Raw genomic sequence first — 16,685 nt, 5'->3', positions numbered from 1 at the left:
CCTATGACAGGAAACGACTATGAACTCTTATAGCCATAATCAGACGACGGCGGCCTCCGCGTCCGGCGCGCGGCCTTCCCGGCGGCGTATCGGTATCCTTGCGCTGCTGGCGGTCGGCACCATGATCAACTATCTCGACCGCACGGTGCTGGGTATCGCCGCGCCGCAGCTGACCGCAGAGCTGGGGATTGATGCCGCGATGATGGGCATCGTATTCTCCGCCTTCGCCTGGACCTACGCGCTGGCGCAGATCCCCGGCGGCATCTTCCTTGACCGCTTTGGTAATAAAGTCACCTATTTTCTGGCGCTGACCCTGTGGTCGTTATTCACCCTGTTCCACGGCATGGCGGTTGGCCTGAAAAGTCTGCTGCTGTGCCGCTTTGGCCTCGGCGTCAGCGAAGCACCCTGTTTCCCGGTAAACAGCCGGGTAGTGAGCGCCTGGTTTCCGCAGCAGGAGCGCGCCAAGGCGACGGCGGTCTATACCGTCGGCGAATATCTCGGGCTGGCCTGCTTTGCGCCGCTGCTGTTCTGGATAATGGGCAGCTTCGGCTGGCGAGCGCTGTTTATTAGCGTCGGCGCCGCCGGGGTGTTGTTTGCGCTGGTGTGGTGGCGCTGCTACCGCGAGCCGCATGAGGATAAGCATCTCAATCAGCTGGAGCGCGAGCACATTATCAACGGTGGCGGAATGTCCACCGGCGCGGAGCAGCATACCGCCTTTAGCTGGCCGCTGGTTCGCCAGCTGCTGGCTAAACGGCAGATTCTCGGCGCCAGCATCGGGCAGTTCGCCGGTAATACGGTGCTGGTCTTCTTCCTCACCTGGTTCCCGACCTATCTGGCCACCGAGCGCCATATGCCGTGGATCAAAGTCGGCTTCTTCGCCATCATGCCGTTTCTCGCGGCGGCGGGCGGCGTCATGTTCGGCGGCTGGGTCTCGGATAAGCTGCTGAAGGCCACCGGCTCGGCAAACCTCGGGCGTAAGCTGCCGATTATCGCCGGTCTGCTGATGGCGAGCACCATTATCGCCGCCAACTGGCTGACCAGCGATCTGGCGGTGATCCTGGTGATGTCGTTCGCCTTCTTTGGTCAGGGGATGGTTGGACTGGGCTGGACGTTAATCTCCGATATCGCGCCGAAGGGCCTTGGCGGACTGACCGGCGGCCTGTTTAACTTCTGCGCTAACCTTGCCGGGATCCTGACGCCGCTGATTATCGGTTTTATCGTTGCGGCCTCCGGCAACTTCTTTTACGCGCTGATTTATATCGGCGGCGCCGCGCTGCTGGGCGTAGCGGCCTATCTGTTTATTCTCGGCGATGTTAAACGTATCGAACTTTCGCAGTAGCGCAGTAGCAAAAGGAGCAGCAAATGGTGATTAGTGGAAATACGCGGCTGATAGCGCATCTTGGCTACCCGACCGCGAAGTTTAAAGCGCCGATGATTTACAATCCGTGGCTGGTTCATCAGCAGGTTGACGCCAAAGTGGTGCCGATGGGCGTGAAGCCTGAGGATTATGCCGCCTTTGTGCCGATGCTGTTTAAGATGACCAATATTATTGGCGCGCTGGTCACCATGCCGCACAAAATCGCCACCTGCGGGCTGGTGCAGCGTCTGAGCCCGACGGCGGCGATAGCGGGGGCGTGCAACGCGATTCGTGCCGAAGCCGACGGTACGCTGAGCGGCGATATGTTTGACGGCGAAGGCTTTGTCCTCGGTATTAAACGTAAAGGTTTCCAGACGCGAGGGGCGCGGGCGCTGGTGGTGGGCAGCGGCGGCGTCGGCTCGGCTATTGCCGCTTCGCTGGCGGCGGCGGGCGTCAGCGCGCTGACGTTGTACGACGTCCGTTCGCAGACGGCTGAAGCGCTGGCCGGGCGTCTGCTTCAGCACTATCCTCGGCTGGATATTACGCTGATGCGGCGCGATCCGCAGGGGCACGATCTGGTGGTCAACGCCACGCCGCTGGGGATGAAAGAGGGCGATCCGCTGCCGTTAGATCCGCAGCGCCTGACGCCGGGCACCTTTGTCGGCGAAGTGGTCATGGCCCAGGAATTCACCCCGTTATTGCAGGCGGCGCGGGCGGCGGGCTGCCCCATACAGCGCGGCACCGACATGCTGTTTGAGATGATCCCCGCTTACCTTCGTTTCTTCAATCTGCCGGTGGCGACGCCGGAACAGCTGCGCGAGCTGGCGGAAATTCGCTACTGAAGCCGGAACTGCGCCAGGCCTGCCGGAGATATCTGCCAGGCCTGGGTTCCTTTCAGAACCAGCCTATCCGTAAAAAACCTCTTCATCGGACATCCGTGCCTCAATCTGACCGGCGACCTTTTGCAACGAGGCGAGGTACTTTTGCGCCGCCAGGTCGATAGTCATGGCCTGGGCCATATACACCAGGTTCAGGCAGCCGATAACCCGCAGCTGGCGGCGAATGGGGACGGCAATGGAGGCGATTTTCTCCTCCTGCTGCCAGCCGCGAAAGTTTTCACCGTAGCCGTTTTGCCGGGTGCGTTCGAGGATGGCGGCCAGCTTCTCCGGCTCGCGCGCCAGCTGATACTCCGCTTCCGGCCGGGCGGCCAGCATCTCAACGATCGGGCTTCGTTCATGCTCCGGGGCGAAGGCCAGCCAGGTTAATCCGGAGGCGGTCAGCAGCAGCGGCAGGCGGCGGCCGACCATCGCCCGGTGGAAGGAGAGGCGGCTGAAGCGATGGGTGGTTTCGCGCACGACCATCGCATCGACGTCGAGAGTCGTGATATCGGTAGGCCATAAAACCTCCCGCAACAGCTCGCCAAGCAGCGGCGTGGCGAGGGCAGAAATCCAATGTTCGTCACGAAATCCCTCACTTAACTGACGCACTTTAATCGTCAATCGGAAGCTGTCATCGGAGCGGCTGCGGCGCACATATCCCTCATCCTGTAGCGTTTCCAGTAGCCGCCTGACGGTGGTGCGGTGCAGGCCGCTAAACTCGGCCAGGGTGCCAACCGTCGCGCCTCCGTCGAATTTATTTAACAAATTTAATAACAATAAGCCGCGGCTTAAACCGCGTACCGTTTTGTAATCCGCCGACGCGTCTTGGTCCATGCTGCCTCAATAAACATCAAATTAAACAATGATGTGCACTTGGTGCACGTTAGGTGATGTTTTGATTGTAGCGCAAATCACCGCCCCTATACTGACCTCACTATAAAAATAAATTCACATTTAGTTAACAAATTACCGCGTTGATTTTTCTGCAATGTTGGTAATGCGTCCGAAGCGTGAGGTTTTGAAAATGACAACATCTAATCCTGATATTCAACCGGCCGTACAGCACACCGCCCAGGTTGCGATTGTCGGCGCCGGTCCGGTGGGCCTGGCGATCGCCAACTACCTCGGGCAAATGGGCGTGAGCGTCCTGCTGATTGAGAAGCTCGAGTCGCTGATCGACTATCCCCGCGCCATCGGTATTGACGATGAGTCGCTGCGGGCAATGCAGGCGGTGGGGCTGGTGGACAAGGTGCTGCCGCACACCACGCCGTGGCACGCGATGCGCTTCATGACGCCGAAAGGGCGCTGCTTTGCCGATATCCAGCCGATGACCGACGAGTTTGGCTGGTCGCGGCGTAACGCGTTTATTCAGCCGCAGGTTGATGGGGTGCTGTACGAAGGCCTGAGCCGCTTCCCCAACGTGCGTTGCCTGTTTTCCCGTGAAGTGGAGGCTTTTAGCCAGAATGGTGACAACGTCACGTTAAATCTCAAAGGCAGCGCTGGCGAACATGAAACCGTACGCGCCGACTGGCTGGTGGCCTGCGACGGTGGAGCGAGCCTGATTCGCCGCACGCTCAATATCCCCTTCGAAGGGAAAACCGCGCCGAATCAGTGGATTGTTATCGATATCGCCAACGACCCGCTGGCGACGCCGCACGTCTATCTGTGCTGCGATCCGGTGCGCCCGTACGTGTCAGCCGCGCTGCCGCACGGGGTACGGCGCTTTGAATTTATGGTGATGCCCGGCGAAACCGAGGCCCAGCTCAGCGAGCCGCACAAGATGCGCCAGCTGCTGAGCAAGGTGCTGCCGGACCCGGACAACGTCGAACCGATCCGCCAGCGCGTCTACACCCATAACGCGCGTATCGCCGAACGCTTTCGCGTCGATCGCGTGCTGCTGGCGGGCGACGCCGCGCACATCATGCCGGTCTGGCAGGGGCAGGGCTATAACAGCGGCATGCGCGACGCCTTTAACCTGGCGTGGAAGCTGGCGCTGGTGGTGAACGGCAAAGCTGGCGAAGCGCTGCTCGACAGCTACCAGCAGGAGCGGCGCGATCACGCCAAAGCGATGATCGACCTGTCGGTGACCGCCGGCAACGTGCTGGCGCCGCCGAAACGCTGGCACGGCGCGGTGCGCGACGGCATTTCGTGGCTGCTCAACTATCTGCCGCCGGTCAAACGCTACTTCCTTGAAATGCGCTTCAAGCCGATGCCGCAGTATCGCGAAGGCGCGCTGCTGGTGGAAGGCGAAGGCAAAACGTCCCCGGTAGGCAAAATGTTTATCCAGCCGAAGGTCACGCTGGAGGACGGTCAGGTGACGCTGCTGGATGAGGTGATTGGCGCGAACTTTGCCATCATCGCCTGGGGCTGCAACCCGCTATGGGGGCTTAACGACGAGCAGATAGCTCGCTGGCGCGCCGTCGGCGTGCGGTTTATCCAGGTGGTGCCGGAGGTGCAGATTCATTGCGATCAGGACAACGTACCCGGCGTCATCCGCCTTGGCGATACGCAAAACCGCCTGAAAAGCTGGTTCGCGCAGCACGATACCGCCATCGCCGTGGTGCGTCCGGACCGCTTTGTCGCCACCGTGGCCATCCCGCAAACCCTGAGCAAAAAGCTCGACGCGCTGGCAAGCAAGATGCGGCTGGCGGCCTCCGCGCAGGCGGCAACGACGATTGAACAGGTGGCCTGATATGAACGCGTATCTTCATTGCCTCTCGCATACCCCGCTGGTGGGCTACGTTGACCCGGAACAGGCGGTGCTGGACGAAGTGAACGGCACCATCGCCGACGCGCGGGCGCGCATTGCCGCCTTCGACCCGGAGCTGGTGGTGCTGTTTGCCCCCGATCACTACAACGGCTTTTTCTACGATGTTATGCCGCCGTTTTGTTTAGGCATCGGGGCGACCTCTATCGGCGACTTCAGCAGCGCCAGCGGCGTTTTGCCGGTGCCGACGGCGCTGGCGGAGGCCTGCGCCCACGCGGTGATCAAGGACGGTATCGATCTGGCGGTTTCCTACTGCATGCAGGTGGACCACGGATTTGCGCAGCCGCTGGAGTTCCTGCTCGGCGGGCTCGACAGGCTGCCGGTTCTGCCGGTGTTTATCAACGGCGTCGCCTCGCCGCTGCCGGGCTTTCAGCGTACCCGCATGCTGGGCGAAGCCATCGGCCGCTTTCTGACCACCCTCAATAAGCGGGTATTAATTCTCGGCTCCGGCGGCCTGTCGCATCAGCCGCCGGTACCGGAGCTGGCGAAGGCCGATGCCCCTATGCGCGACCGGCTGCTGGGCAGCGGCAGGCAGCTGCCGCCGGACGAGCGTGAACTGCGCCAGCAGCGGGTGATTAGCGCGGCGAAACGGTTTATCGAGGACCAGCACTCGCTCTATCCGCTCAACCCGGTCTGGGATAACCGCTTTATGAGCCTGCTGGAGCAGGGGCGGCTGACGGAGCTGGACGCCATCAGTAACGAAGAGCTGTCGGCGATGGCCGGGAAATCAACGCACGAAATTAAAACCTGGGTGGCCGCATTTGCCGCGCTATCCGCATTTGGCCGCTGGCGCTGCGAAGGCCGCTATTACCGACCAATCCCCGAGTGGATTGCCGGGTTTGGCTCGCTGAGCGCCGCCGCGCAGAACTGAATTAACGGGAGAAGATGATGAGCTACCAACCGCAAACCGAAGCCGCCACCAGCCGTTTCCTCAACGTTGAGGAGAACGGAGAGACATTACGCATCCATTTTAACGACTGCGGGCAGGGGGATGAAACCGTGGTCCTGCTGCACGGTTCAGGTCCTGGCGCCACCGGGTGGGCCAACTTTAGCCGCAATATCGACCCGCTGGTGGAGGCGGGCTACCGGGTCATTTTGCTGGACTGCCCCGGCTGGGGAAAAAGCGATTCAATCGTCAATAGCGGCTCGCGTTCCGACCTGAATGCCCGGGTGCTGAAAAGCGTCGTCGACCAGCTGGATATCAGCAAAGTACATCTGCTGGGCAACTCGATGGGCGGCCACAGCGCGGTGGCTTTCACCCTGACCTGGCCGGAGCGCGTCGGCAAACTGGTGCTGATGGGCGGCGGAACCGGCGGCATGAGCCTGTTTACGCCGATGCCGACGGAAGGCATCAAGCTGCTGAACGGCCTGTACCGTGAGCCGACCATCGAAAACCTGAAAAAGATGATGAACATCTTTGTCTTCGATACCCGCGATTTGACCGACGCGCTGTTTGCAGCGCGCCTCAACAATATGCTGTCGCGCCGGGAGCATCTGGATAACTTCGTCAAAAGCCTGGAAGCCAACCCGAAGCAGTTCCCGGATTTTAGCCCGCGTCTCGGCGAAATCCGCGCGCAGACCCTGATCGTCTGGGGGCGTAACGATCGCTTTGTACCGATGGACGCCGGGCTGCGCCTGCTGGCGGGCATTAACGGTTCCGAGCTGCATATCTATCGCGACTGCGGCCACTGGGCCCAGTGGGAGCACGCGGAGAGCTTTAACCAGCTGGTGCTTGATTTTCTGGCGCGTCCCTGAGGAATCCTGATGACAACTTTATCTCTTGAACAACTGGCGCAGCGGCTGCGCGATGCCGAAACGCGCGGCCAGGCCATTGAACCGCTGCGCGATACGCTCGGCGTTGACAATGCGGAAGCGGCCTACGCTATCCAGCGGATGAACATGCAGCACCACGTGGCGAACGGCCGCCGGGTGGTGGGGCGCAAGGTGGGACTGACCCACCCGAAAGTGCAGCAACAGCTGGGCGTTGATCAGCCGGACTTCGGCACCCTGTTTGCCGATATGTGCTACGGCGATAACGCCGAGGTCCCGTTCTCCCGGGTGCTGCAGCCGAAGGTGGAGGCCGAAATCGCCCTGCTGCTGAAGCGCGATCTGCCGCATGCCGATACCACCTTTGATGAGCTGTACGCCGCCATCGACTGGGTACTGCCGGCGCTGGAAGTGGTCGGCAGCCGTATTCGCGACTGGTCGATTGGCTTCGTCGATACGGTCGCCGATAACGCCTCCTGCGGCGTTTACGTGCTGGGCAGCCCGGCGCGGCGCCCGGACGGGCTGGACCTGAAAAACTGCGCGATGCGCATGACCCGTAACGAGGAAGAGGTCTCCAGCGGGCGGGGCAGCGAATGTCTCGGTCATCCGCTGAACGCGGCGGTGTGGCTGGCGCGCAAAATGGCCAGCCTCGGCGAGCCGCTGCGGGCGGGCGATATCGTGCTCACCGGGGCATTAGGCCCGATGGTGGCGATTAACGCCGGCGATCGCTTTGCCGCCCATATCGACGGTTTAGGTTCAGTGGCGGCGACCTTTGTCGCCAAAGAGGAAGAGAGTGATGAGTAAACGTAAAGTCGCCATTATCGGCTCCGGTAATATCGGCACCGATTTAATGATCAAAATTCTGCGCCACGGGCAGCATCTGGAGATGGCGGTAATGGTCGGCATCGCCCCGGAATCCGACGGCCTGGCCCGCGCCCGGCGCATGGGCGTCGCCACCACGCACCAGGGGGTGGGCGGCCTGATGCAGATGGCCGAATTCGCCGATATCGATTTTGTTTTTGATGCCACCAGCGCCGGGGCGCATGTGAAAAACGACGCCGCGCTGCGCGAAGCTAAACCGGGGATCCGGGTGATCGACCTGACCCCGGCGGCCATCGGCCCGTACTGTGTGCCGGTGGTCAACCTCGAGGCCAACCTTGCGGAGGGTAACGTCAATATGGTCACCTGCGGCGGCCAGGCGACGATCCCGATGGTGGCGGCGGTCTCCCGGGTGGCAAAAGTGCACTATGCGGAGATCATCGCCTCGATTGCCAGCAAATCCGCCGGGCCGGGGACGCGCGCCAATATAGATGAGTTCACCGAGACCACCTCGCAGGCCATCGAGAAAGTCGGCGGGGCGGCGAAAGGCAAAGCGATTATCGTGCTGAACCCGGCGGAACCGCCGCTGATGATGCGCGATACCGTTTATGTTCTGAGCGAAGCGGCATCACAGCAGGACATTGCCGCTTCGATCGCCGAGATGGCGGCGGCGGTGCAGGCTTATGTGCCGGGGTATCGCCTGAAGCAGCAGGTGCAGTTTGAGGTGATCCCGGAAGATAAACCGGTAAACCTGCCGGGCGTCGGCCGCTTCTCCGGCCTGAAAACGGCGGTTTACCTTGAGGTCGAAGGGGCGGCGCACTATCTGCCAGCCTACGCGGGCAACCTCGATATTATGACGTCGGCGGCGCTGGCGACGGCGGAGAAAATGGCCCAGGCGATGAACGACGCGGCGGGAGAAGCAGCATGAACGGTAAAAAACTCTATATCTCGGACGTGACCCTACGCGACGGAATGCACGCGATTCGCCATCAGTACTCGCTCGACAATGTGCGCCAGATTGCCCGCGCGCTGGACAGCGCGGGCGTTGATTCGATAGAAGTGGCCCACGGCGACGGGCTGCAGGGCTCCAGCTTTAACTACGGCTTCGGCGCGCACAGCGACCTGGAGTGGATTGAAGCGGCGGCGGAGTCGGTCAGCCAGGCGAAAATCGCCACCTTATTGTTGCCCGGCATTGGCACGTTGCACGATCTGAAAAACGCCTATCAGGCCGGGGCGCGGGTGGTGCGGGTGGCGACCCACTGCACCGAGGCGGATGTCTCGGCGCAGCATATCGCCTTCGCCCGCGAGCTGGGCATGGACACCGTCGGCTTTCTGATGATGAGCCATATGACCGCCCCGGAGCAGCTGGCGCAGCAGGCGCTGAAGATGGAGTCCTACGGCGCGACCTGTATCTACGTGGTCGATTCCGGGGGGGCGATGAATATGCGCGATATCCGCGATCGCTTTCGCGCCCTCAAGGCGGTGCTGAAGCCGGAAACCGCCACCGGGATGCACGCGCACCATAATCTGAGCCTCGGCGTCGCCAACTCGATCGCCGCGGTGGAAGAGGGCTGCGACCGTATCGACGCCAGCCTGGCGGGAATGGGGGCCGGGGCGGGCAACGCGCCGCTGGAGGTGTTTATCGCCGCCGCCGACAAGCTCGGCTGGAATCACGGTACCGATCTGTATGCGCTGATGAACGCCGCCGATGAGCTGGTGCGCCCGCTGCAGGATCGCCCGGTGCGGGTTGACCGCGAAACCCTGGCGCTGGGCTACGCCGGGGTTTACTCCAGCTTTCTGCGCCACAGCGAAGCGGCCGCCGGGCGCTACGGCCTGAGCGCGGTGGATATTCTCGTCGAACTCGGCAAGCGGCGGATGGTGGGCGGTCAGGAAGATATGATCGTCGACGTCGCGCTGGATCTGCTTAAGCGTAAAAAATAAAAGCAACGCGCGGCTGGCAACGTATCAGCCGCCATGCACCTGCTCCGCTTGTCCGGATATCGCAAAGGTACCCTATGACCCAAACAACGACTGCAAGCAATTCGCGCCTGATAGTAACCGTCGGGCTCTGTTTTATGGTGGCCCTGATGGAAGGGCTGGATCTGCAGGCGGCGGGGATTGCCGCCGTGGGCATGGCGCAGGCGTTCGCGCTGGATAAAATGCAGATGGGCTGGATTTTCAGCGCCGGGATCCTCGGCCTGCTGCCCGGCGCGCTGGCGGGCGGCATGCTGGCGGATCGCTACGGCCGCAAGCGTATTCTGCTGGGCTCGGTGCTGCTCTTCGGCCTGTTCTCGATCGCCACCGCGCTGGCGTGGAACTATCCGACGCTGCTGCTGGCGCGACTGCTGACCGGCGTCGGGCTGGGCGCGGCGCTGCCGAATCTGATTGCGCTCACCTCCGAGGCCGCTGGTCCACGCTTTCGCGGCAGGGCGGTCAGCCTGATGTACTGCGGCGTGCCCATTGGCGCGGCGCTGGCGGCGGCGCTGGGCTTTTTCGGCCTCGCCGCCGCCTGGCAAACGGTTTTCTGGGTCGGCGGTATCGTTCCGCTGCTGCTGGTGCCGTTGCTGCTGCGCTGGCTGCCTGAATCGCCGGTTTTTCAGCGCAGCGCGCAGGGCGTGCCGCTACGCGCGCTTCTCGCGCCGGGAAACGCTACCGCCACGCTGCTGCTGTGGCTGTGCTACTTCTTCACGCTGCTGGTGGTCTATATGCTGATTAACTGGCTGCCGATGCTGTTAGTCGGCCAGGGATTCAGCGCCAGCGAGGCGGCGGGGGTGATGTTTGTCCTGCAGTTTGGTGCCGCCTGCGGCACGCTGCTGCTGGGGGCGCTGATGGATAAGCTCAGCCCGCTATGGATGTCGCTGCTGATCTACAGCGGTATGCTGGCGTCGCTGCTGGCGCTAGGCACCGCGACCTCGCTCGCCGCGATGCTCTTTTCCGGCTTCGTCGCCGGGCTGTTTGCCACCGGCGGGCAGAGCGTGCTTTACGCGCTGGCTCCGCTGTTCTATCGCACCGAAATTCGCGCCACCGGCGTGGGGACGGCGGTGGCGATCGGTCGTCTCGGCGCGATGAGCGGCCCGCTGCTGGCGGGCAAAATGCTGGCGTTGGGCACCGGCACGGTTGGCGTGATGGCAGCTTCCGCGCCCGGCATTTTGCTGGCAGGCGTGGCGGTGTTCTGGCTGATGAACCGCCAAAAGCGCGCCGCGCTGGCCTGAGCATTTTCGTTTATTCCCGGGGGCGGCGCGGTAAACCCGCGCCTTGCCCGGGCTACCGGCCCGCAGAAGCTTGTTGCTTGTAGCCCGGCTAAGCGTAGCGCGAGCCGGGGAGCCGCCTTGCGCATCTCTCCACTTTGGCATACGTTAAATCATCATCCACTGATTCTTCCGGGCATCATGTCTTTTACCTCCCGTTTATTAAGCGATATCCCCGGCATCCGCTACGCCTTCCTCGACGTGCATGAAACCGCCGCCTTTCCCTATAGCGAAATGGCGCCGGTTAAACTGGTTCACGGCAATATCGTGCATGAGTATCGCGCGCCGCAGGTGGAGCGACCCCACGCCGATGCGATGTTTACCGCCGTCAGCGGGCAGAAGGTGGGCGTGGTGACCGCCGACTGCCTGCCGCTGCTGATGGCGTCGCGCGACGGGCGCTATGTCTGCAGCGTCCACGCTGGCTGGCGCGGCGCGGCCAGCGGGATTATCGAAAATAGCCTTGCGCTGTTTCAGCGTTATCACGTCGATCCGCAAGATATGGTGGTGGTGAGCGGGCCGCATATTCATGCCTGCTGCTATGAAGTCACCGGCGACTTCTACCCGGCGCTGCTGGCGATGCCCGCCGGCGAACTGGCGAAACGCCATCGGCAACAGCTTTTCCTGCCCCAGCAGGCGGCGTCCGTGGGACAACAGGCGAAAGCGAGCGGTGACGACAATTTTTGGTTCGATCTGCGGGCCTTTGCGCGTCTCCTGCTGAGCGGGGCGGGCGTGCCGGATGAAAATATGGAGTGGCTGGGGAGCTGTACCTACTGTACGCCCCAACTGCTGGGGTCGTTTCGCCGGCGTACGCATTTTCCGGCGCCGAAGTCATTTCAGTATTCATGGATCATGCGCGAGCCTGATGAGACGAAATGATGTTTGATGATGTGTAACATCGGCGGTCGTTGGCTATCAGACCTCCCGGAAACCACCAGCGATAACAAAGCCGATAGCTCCGCCTACTGGGCGCCGTCGCTGAAGCTGCCGGCTGGACAGGCGAAACCTACTATTAGACAAGCAAAGTGGAACAGCATCCGCTGCAAGCGTTCCCGGCGGGTCTCAAACTACGTGCGGGCGACCATCGCGGTTCGGTCTCCCGCTAACGGAATACGGTTTTTGCGCCAACGGCAAAGGTAATGGACGGCGATAAGCGTCAAGAGCGCTGGGGCATTATTGATACCGCCCCGGAAACCTGGCGGTCAGCGATAACGCCGCAACTTGCCCGGGCTAGCGGATCGTAGATGGCGGTGGGCTTGTAGCCCGGGTAGGCGCTTTGCGCCGCCCCCGGGAGTGAGGGTATTTCCCGGTGGCGATGTTGCGTACCTGCCCAGGCGACCGGATCGCAGATGTCGGTGGACCCGTAGCCCCGCTAAGCGCAGCGCGAGCGGGGGAATTTACAACACCGTAAACCCGTGCGTGCCATCGCGCTTGAGCTGTTCAACCAGGCCGAACTCCCAGTCGAGGTAGGCCTGCATTGCCGCGGGGGAGTTATCGGTGCCTTCATACGGGCGTTGATAGCGATCGCTGCGCGGCGTCGCCAGATGCGTCTCGCCGTGCTCCAGCGCCAGCCCGGCGTCAATCCACGCCAGGGTGCCGCCGCTCAGCAGCCGCACCGGTTTACCGGTTAACGCCGCCACCTCAGGCGCCGCGTAGCGGGCCAGCAGGCTGCTGCCGCAGGTGACAACGTAACGTTCGGCGGAAGGGATAACCTCCAGCGCGTGGCGCAGCTGCGAACGTATCAGCCAGTAAGCGCCGGGAATGTGCCGGGCGACATAGTTGGCGCTGGTGGTGAAATCCAGCACTACGGTCCCCGGTTCTCGCAGCTGTTGCGCCAGCTGCGGCGCAGAGATCTCCTCCACCTGCGAACCCGGCGGTACGCGGCCCGCTGGGGTTCCGCGCTTGCTAAAATCTTCCGCGCGCGCATCGCGCAAGACCGCCACCTCCCAGCCCATCTGCGCCAGCCAGGACGCCGTTATCGGCGCGCGAATCTCGTCATCGGCAACCAGCACAATACGCGCCCCGCGCACGCTGGCGAAATGGTCGGTCTCCTGCACCAGCTGCCCGCCGGGCGCGCTGACGCTCTGTGGCAGATGGCCCGCGGCGTACTCTTCCGGACTCCGGACGTCGAACAGATAGGTGGTGCGTGCGGGCTGCCGCAGCCAGCGCTGGAGGGTGGGGCTACCGATAAAGGCGACTCCGGCGCGCTCCGCTACCTGTCTCACCGTCGCCGCGCGTTCGGCTGGGGCGCGAAAATCGGCGTCGTAGCGCCGCTGCTGGCCGCGCTCAAGGTCAAACCCGGCTAAGGTCCAGCCGATGGTGCCATTGCGTAGCGCATAGACCGGATTGGGCAAACCGGCATTGCGCAGCGACTGCGTGCCGATAATGCTGCGCGTGCGCCCGGCGCAGTTGACGATCACCGTCGCCTGCGATGATGGAACCAGCCCCTCAATGCGCAGCGCCAACTCCCCGCCGGGCACGCTGATGCTGCCGGGAATATTCATGGTTTGATACTCATCGAAACGGCGCGCATCGACCACCACCACCTCCTGTGAGCTATCGAGCAGCGCTTTCACTTCCCCGGCGCTCAGCGAAGGGGTATGCCGCTCGCTCTCCACCAGCTCGCCGAACGCTTTGCTCGGCGAATTGACGTCCTGAAACAGTTCCCCGCCGCTGCGCTGCCAGCCCGACAGGCCGCCTTCCAGCAGGGCGACATCTTCGTAGCCCCAGCTCTGCAGGCGTTCAACGGCCCGCTCCGCCAGGCCTTCGCCGCCGTCATAGACGGTAATCGGCGTCGTCAGGCGCGGTACGCGCCGAAAAATGTCCAGCTCCAGCTTGCTGAGCGGCAGATTGGCGGCAAACAGCGGATGGCTGCGGGCATAGTCGGCCTCTTCGCGAACATCGATCAGCGCCAGCTCCGCGCCGTCAAGCAGCGCCTGGCGCAGCTGCGCGGCCGGACGATAAGAACAGGTGGGCATATTAATTATCCTTTGAGAGATCCCAGATATTGGGTAAGTGGCGGTTGGAGTAACCGGAGACAAAAGGTTTGACGAGGCCTTCCGGGGTATATACCGCGCGCCTGACGCCTCCGATATTGCCGCCGTAAACGTGGATACTGATCGAGACCCGGTCCGCCAGGGCGTTGCTCACCCGGTGAATATCGCCGTCGCGGGAAGAGACTTTTTCCACTTCGCCGGGGGAGAGGCGTTCGGCAACGCCGCTAACCACCGGCAGGCCGCGCTCGTCCAGGCGGTAGCGCTGATTCTCCTCCGCGCCGCGCAGCATGCCGATGGCGCCCCACACCCGATGGTCGTGAATCGGCGTCGATTGCCCCGGTCCCCAGACGAAGCTGACGATGGAGAAACGCTGTCCGGAGTCAACATGCAGCAGGTACTGCTGATAGTGATGGGGATGCGGCAGGGTGTACTCTTCCGGCAGCCAGTCATCTTTTTTCACCAGCGCGGCCAGGCGCAGAGCTACGGCGTCGAGCAGGGCCGTCTCGTCGGCAAACTCGCGATGCAGGGCATCAAGGTCTTGAATAAACTGGCGTAATTTTTCCACTCGCGGTGCGGTCATGGTCGCTTCCTGTTGTCGGGACTGGTCTTTACGCTAGCAAAGGCGTTAATATAATTAAAATGCAATTTCCGCATATATTAATATGCAAAAATCACATTAAGGACGCTATGCGCATTGACGACATCGACGCACTGCTGGCCACCGTGCAGTTTTCCTCGCTTAACCAGGCCGCGGAATATCTTGGTATTACCCAATCGGCGATTACCCGTCGTCTGCAGCGTCTGGAACACACCCTCGACGTGACGCTGCTGGAGCGTCAGACCCGGCCGCTCACCCTGACCGCCGCCGGGCACCGGGTTTACGAGCAGTGTTTGAGCATCAAGCGGGAGACCAAAAAGCTGTACGGCCTGCTCGACCCCGAAGCGGAGCCGCACGGTATTCTGCGTCTCGGCGTGCCGCAGAGCGTGGCGGAAATAGCCCTGCAGCCGGCGCTGACCGCGCTGCGCCAGCAGTTTCCCGCCCTCCAGCCTCAGGTAACCTGCGGCTGGAGCGGTCTGCTGCAAAAGCGCCTCGAGAGCGTCGAGCTGGACGGGGTGCTGGCGATGGGGCCTGAGCAGCAACGCTTTGCCGAAGGCTACGGCGGACGGCTGCTGTGCCCGCTGGATATCGTGGTGATAGCGGCAAAAAGCTGGCGCCTGCACGCCGGGGCGCTGCGCGACTGCGCGGAAAAAGGCTGGGTGCTCAATCCCGACGGCTGCGGCCTGCGGGCGGGGCTGATCCGCGAGCTGCAGTCCCAGGGGCTGCGCTTAGCGCTGAATGTCGAGACCGCGGGCGCCCAGCTGCAAATCAGCCTCGTGGCGCAGGGGCTGGGGCTTGGCCTGGTGCCGCGCGCCGCGCTGGCCGCCAGCCCGTGGCGCGATGACGTCGCCGTGCTGACCCTCGCTGACTTCCAGCCCGCGGTGCATCTGTGGTTGGTTCACGCGCAGAATCTGGCTAATCTGAGCCAGCCGCTGACTTTTTTCGCCGGCAAAGTCGTTCAGCAGCTAAACGTATCTGACTGAAACCTAAATACAATTTTTATTAATGCTTATCTCGCATATTAAGATATGACAAAAATGCATTTTGTTCATTAAGAGCCCGTGTATAGGGTAATGAAAACGCGCCGCCGCGGCGGTCCACTCATTATCCTGCTACAAGGAGTTCTGCATGAGCATTCAGTTTCTCGGCATGATCGGCCACCGCCTGTCGTCGGAAACCATCGCCCCGGTCGGCCCGATTTTTGACCGTGATTACATCGTGCGTTTCGCGCAAACCCACGAGGCTGCCGGGTTTGACCGCCTGCTGGTGGGCCACTGGTCCGATCAACCCGACGGCTTTCTGGTGACCGCGCTGGCGGGGCTGTCGACGCAACATATCGGCTTCCTGCTGGCTCATCGTCCCGGTTTTGTCTCGCCGACCCTCGCCGCGCGTAAGTTCGCCACCCTTGAACATCTGCTGGGCGGCCGCCTGGCGGTACATATCATCAGCGGCGGCAATGACGCCGAGCAGCGCCGCGACGGCGATTATCTCGATCACGACCAGCGCTACGCGCGAACCGATGCCTTCCTTGAGACCGTCCGCAAGGTGTGGACCGCCGAACAGCCGGTGGATATCGCCAACGATTTTTATCAGGCTGAACAGGCGTGGTCGGCGATTCGCCCGCTGCAAAAGCCGCATATTCCCCTCTACTTCGGCGGTTCCTCGGAAGCGGCCATCGCCGTGGCCGGTAAACATGCCAACCTTTTCGCCCTGTGGGGGGAGTCGCTGGCGCAAACCGCGGAAACCATCCAGCGCGTGCGGGCCGAGGCGGCGAAACATCAGCGTGAAATCGGCTTTAGCGTCTCGTTCCGGCCGATTATCGCCGCCAGCGAAGCCGAGGCCTGGGAGAAAGCCGAGCATATCCTGCACGTCGCCACCGAGCGGGCGGCGCAGAGCGGGGGCGGTTTCAAAGCCAAGCCCGACAGCGTCGGGGCGCAGCGTCTGCGGGCCACGGCGGCGCAGGGCAAGGTGGTGGATAAACGCCTGTGGACCGGGATCGCGCAGCTGGTGGGCGGCGGCCATAACTCCACCGCGCTGGTGGGCACCCCGGAACAGGTCGCCGACGCGCTGCTCGACTACTACGACCTCGGCGTGCGCAACTTCCTGATCCGTGGGTTCGATCCGCTCAACGATGCTCAGGAGTACGGTAAGGCCCTGCTGCCGATAACCCGCGAAAAAGCCGCCCTGCGCGCCGTCGCGGAGCGCGCATCGTGACCGGGCAAGCCACCGATGACTGGACGCGGCGGCTGACGGAGATC

Annotated in this window: 14 protein-coding genes and 2 pseudogenes; 13 read left to right on the top strand and 3 right to left on the bottom strand. The window is 62.5% G+C overall.

From position 1 onward, the window contains the following. Positions 1–19 precede the first annotated feature (19 nt). The gene (locus tag CMQ96_RS00245) at positions 20–1,339 is read left to right on the top strand and encodes an MFS transporter (protein ID WP_024357903.1); all 1,320 of its coding nucleotides are present in this window, start codon (positions 20–22) and stop codon (positions 1,337–1,339) included. A 23-nt stretch (positions 1,340–1,362) separates the two neighbouring features. Continuing rightward, the gene (locus CMQ96_RS00240) at positions 1,363–2,199 is read left to right on the top strand and encodes a shikimate dehydrogenase (protein ID WP_024357904.1); all 837 of its coding nucleotides are present in this window, start codon (positions 1,363–1,365) and stop codon (positions 2,197–2,199) included. Between the two features lie 63 nt (positions 2,200–2,262). Here CMQ96_RS00240 and CMQ96_RS00235 read toward each other — a convergent pair whose 3' ends face one another. Further along, on the bottom strand, positions 2,263–3,069 hold the full coding sequence (locus CMQ96_RS00235) for a DNA-binding transcriptional regulator (RefSeq protein WP_098065638.1): 807 nt from the start codon (positions 3,067–3,069) through the stop codon (positions 2,263–2,265). A gap of 190 nt (positions 3,070–3,259) precedes the next feature. On the opposite strand from CMQ96_RS00235, the gene CMQ96_RS00230 reads away from it, so the two are divergent. From CMQ96_RS00230 to CMQ96_RS28790, 9 genes and pseudogenes are all read left to right on the top strand, one after another. After that, a complete protein-coding gene (locus tag CMQ96_RS00230; RefSeq protein ID WP_098065802.1) occupies positions 3,260–4,927 on the top strand; it encodes a bifunctional 3-(3-hydroxy-phenyl)propionate/3-hydroxycinnamic acid hydroxylase in 1,668 nt (555 codons plus the stop codon). A gap of 1 nt (position 4,928) precedes the next feature. Beyond that, a complete protein-coding gene (gene mhpB / locus CMQ96_RS00225) occupies positions 4,929–5,873 on the top strand; it encodes a 2,3-dihydroxyphenylpropionate/2,3-dihydroxicinnamic acid 1,2-dioxygenase (protein ID WP_004132396.1) in 945 nt (314 codons plus the stop codon). A 17-nt stretch (positions 5,874–5,890) separates the two neighbouring features. After that, complete coding sequence (gene mhpC, locus CMQ96_RS00220; RefSeq protein ID WP_024357907.1) at positions 5,891–6,757, top strand: 2-hydroxy-6-oxonona-2,4-dienedioate hydrolase; 867 nt, start codon at positions 5,891–5,893, stop codon at positions 6,755–6,757. 9 nt (positions 6,758–6,766) lie between these two features. Beyond that, on the top strand, positions 6,767–7,573 hold the full coding sequence (mhpD, locus tag CMQ96_RS00215) for a 2-keto-4-pentenoate hydratase (protein WP_098065637.1): 807 nt from the start codon (positions 6,767–6,769) through the stop codon (positions 7,571–7,573). Next, the gene (gene mhpF / locus CMQ96_RS00210) at positions 7,566–8,516 is read left to right on the top strand and encodes an acetaldehyde dehydrogenase (RefSeq protein WP_098065635.1); all 951 of its coding nucleotides are present in this window, start codon (positions 7,566–7,568) and stop codon (positions 8,514–8,516) included. The genes mhpD and mhpF overlap by 8 nt, the downstream gene beginning before the upstream one ends. Beyond that, positions 8,513–9,529, top strand: coding sequence for a 4-hydroxy-2-oxovalerate aldolase (gene mhpE, locus CMQ96_RS00205; RefSeq protein ID WP_024357910.1), 1,017 nt, complete (start codon positions 8,513–8,515; stop codon positions 9,527–9,529). The genes mhpF and mhpE overlap by 4 nt, the downstream gene beginning before the upstream one ends. A gap of 74 nt (positions 9,530–9,603) precedes the next feature. Further along, positions 9,604–10,800 carry a 3-(3-hydroxy-phenyl)propionate transporter MhpT gene (gene mhpT, locus CMQ96_RS00200; protein WP_098065633.1) on the top strand — a complete coding sequence of 399 codons (1,197 nt, stop codon included), beginning with the start codon at positions 9,604–9,606 and terminating at the stop codon, positions 10,798–10,800. Positions 10,801–10,977: 177 nt separating this feature from the next. Then, on the top strand, positions 10,978–11,712 hold the full coding sequence (locus tag CMQ96_RS00195; RefSeq protein ID WP_098065631.1) for a polyphenol oxidase family protein: 735 nt from the start codon (positions 10,978–10,980) through the stop codon (positions 11,710–11,712). Between the two features lie 6 nt (positions 11,713–11,718). Then, a pseudogene (locus CMQ96_RS28790) lies at positions 11,719–11,971 on the top strand (hypothetical protein); the annotation flags it as partial. Between the two features lie 259 nt (positions 11,972–12,230). On the opposite strand, the gene CMQ96_RS00185 reads toward CMQ96_RS28790, so the two are convergent. Together CMQ96_RS00185 and CMQ96_RS00180 are read right to left on the bottom strand one after the other, a co-directional pair. Beyond that, positions 12,231–13,811: a rhodanese homology domain-containing protein gene (locus CMQ96_RS00185; protein WP_098065629.1), complete on the bottom strand. Its 1,581-nt coding sequence runs from the start codon at positions 13,809–13,811 to the stop codon at positions 12,231–12,233. A gap of 1 nt (position 13,812) precedes the next feature. Further along, the gene (locus CMQ96_RS00180) at positions 13,813–14,409 is read right to left on the bottom strand and encodes a cysteine dioxygenase (RefSeq protein ID WP_049088724.1); all 597 of its coding nucleotides are present in this window, start codon (positions 14,407–14,409) and stop codon (positions 13,813–13,815) included. Between the two features lie 107 nt (positions 14,410–14,516). On the opposite strand from CMQ96_RS00180, the gene CMQ96_RS00175 reads away from it, so the two are divergent. Then, positions 14,517–15,410, top strand: coding sequence for a LysR family transcriptional regulator (locus CMQ96_RS00175; protein ID WP_004139949.1), 894 nt, complete (start codon positions 14,517–14,519; stop codon positions 15,408–15,410). 145 nt (positions 15,411–15,555) lie between these two features. Beyond that, positions 15,556–16,660: pseudogene (locus CMQ96_RS00170) on the top strand (LLM class flavin-dependent oxidoreductase). Positions 16,661–16,685 lie beyond the last annotated feature (25 nt).

Origin of the sequence: Klebsiella sp. MBT K-1 (assembly GCF_002556465.1) — a bacterium.
GTDB lineage: Bacteria > Pseudomonadota > Gammaproteobacteria > Enterobacterales > Enterobacteriaceae > Klebsiella > Klebsiella grimontii.
This window is presented reverse-complemented; position numbering and strand designations above follow the sequence as displayed.

Excerpts from the sequence above, each read along its gene's own strand:
- CMQ96_RS00245 (WP_024357903.1), top strand. The coding sequence starts at position 20 with ATGAACTCTTATAGCCATAATCAGACGACGGCGGCCTCCGCGTCCGGC.
- CMQ96_RS00240 (WP_024357904.1), top strand. The coding sequence starts at position 1,363 with ATGGTGATTAGTGGAAATACGCGGCTGATAGCGCATCTTGGCTACCCG.
- CMQ96_RS00235 (WP_098065638.1), bottom strand. The coding sequence starts at position 3,069 with ATGGACCAAGACGCGTCGGCGGATTACAAAACGGTACGCGGTTTAAGC.
- CMQ96_RS00230 (WP_098065802.1), top strand. The coding sequence starts at position 3,260 with ATGACAACATCTAATCCTGATATTCAACCGGCCGTACAGCACACCGCC.
- mhpB (WP_004132396.1), top strand. The coding sequence starts at position 4,929 with ATGAACGCGTATCTTCATTGCCTCTCGCATACCCCGCTGGTGGGCTAC.
- mhpC (WP_024357907.1), top strand. The coding sequence starts at position 5,891 with ATGAGCTACCAACCGCAAACCGAAGCCGCCACCAGCCGTTTCCTCAAC.
- mhpD (WP_098065637.1), top strand. The coding sequence starts at position 6,767 with ATGACAACTTTATCTCTTGAACAACTGGCGCAGCGGCTGCGCGATGCC.
- mhpF (WP_098065635.1), top strand. The coding sequence starts at position 7,566 with ATGAGTAAACGTAAAGTCGCCATTATCGGCTCCGGTAATATCGGCACC.
- mhpE (WP_024357910.1), top strand. The coding sequence starts at position 8,513 with ATGAACGGTAAAAAACTCTATATCTCGGACGTGACCCTACGCGACGGA.
- mhpT (WP_098065633.1), top strand. The coding sequence starts at position 9,604 with ATGACCCAAACAACGACTGCAAGCAATTCGCGCCTGATAGTAACCGTC.
- CMQ96_RS00195 (WP_098065631.1), top strand. The coding sequence starts at position 10,978 with ATGTCTTTTACCTCCCGTTTATTAAGCGATATCCCCGGCATCCGCTAC.
- CMQ96_RS00185 (WP_098065629.1), bottom strand. The coding sequence starts at position 13,811 with ATGCCCACCTGTTCTTATCGTCCGGCCGCGCAGCTGCGCCAGGCGCTG.
- CMQ96_RS00180 (WP_049088724.1), bottom strand. The coding sequence starts at position 14,409 with ATGACCGCACCGCGAGTGGAAAAATTACGCCAGTTTATTCAAGACCTT.
- CMQ96_RS00175 (WP_004139949.1), top strand. The coding sequence starts at position 14,517 with ATGCGCATTGACGACATCGACGCACTGCTGGCCACCGTGCAGTTTTCC.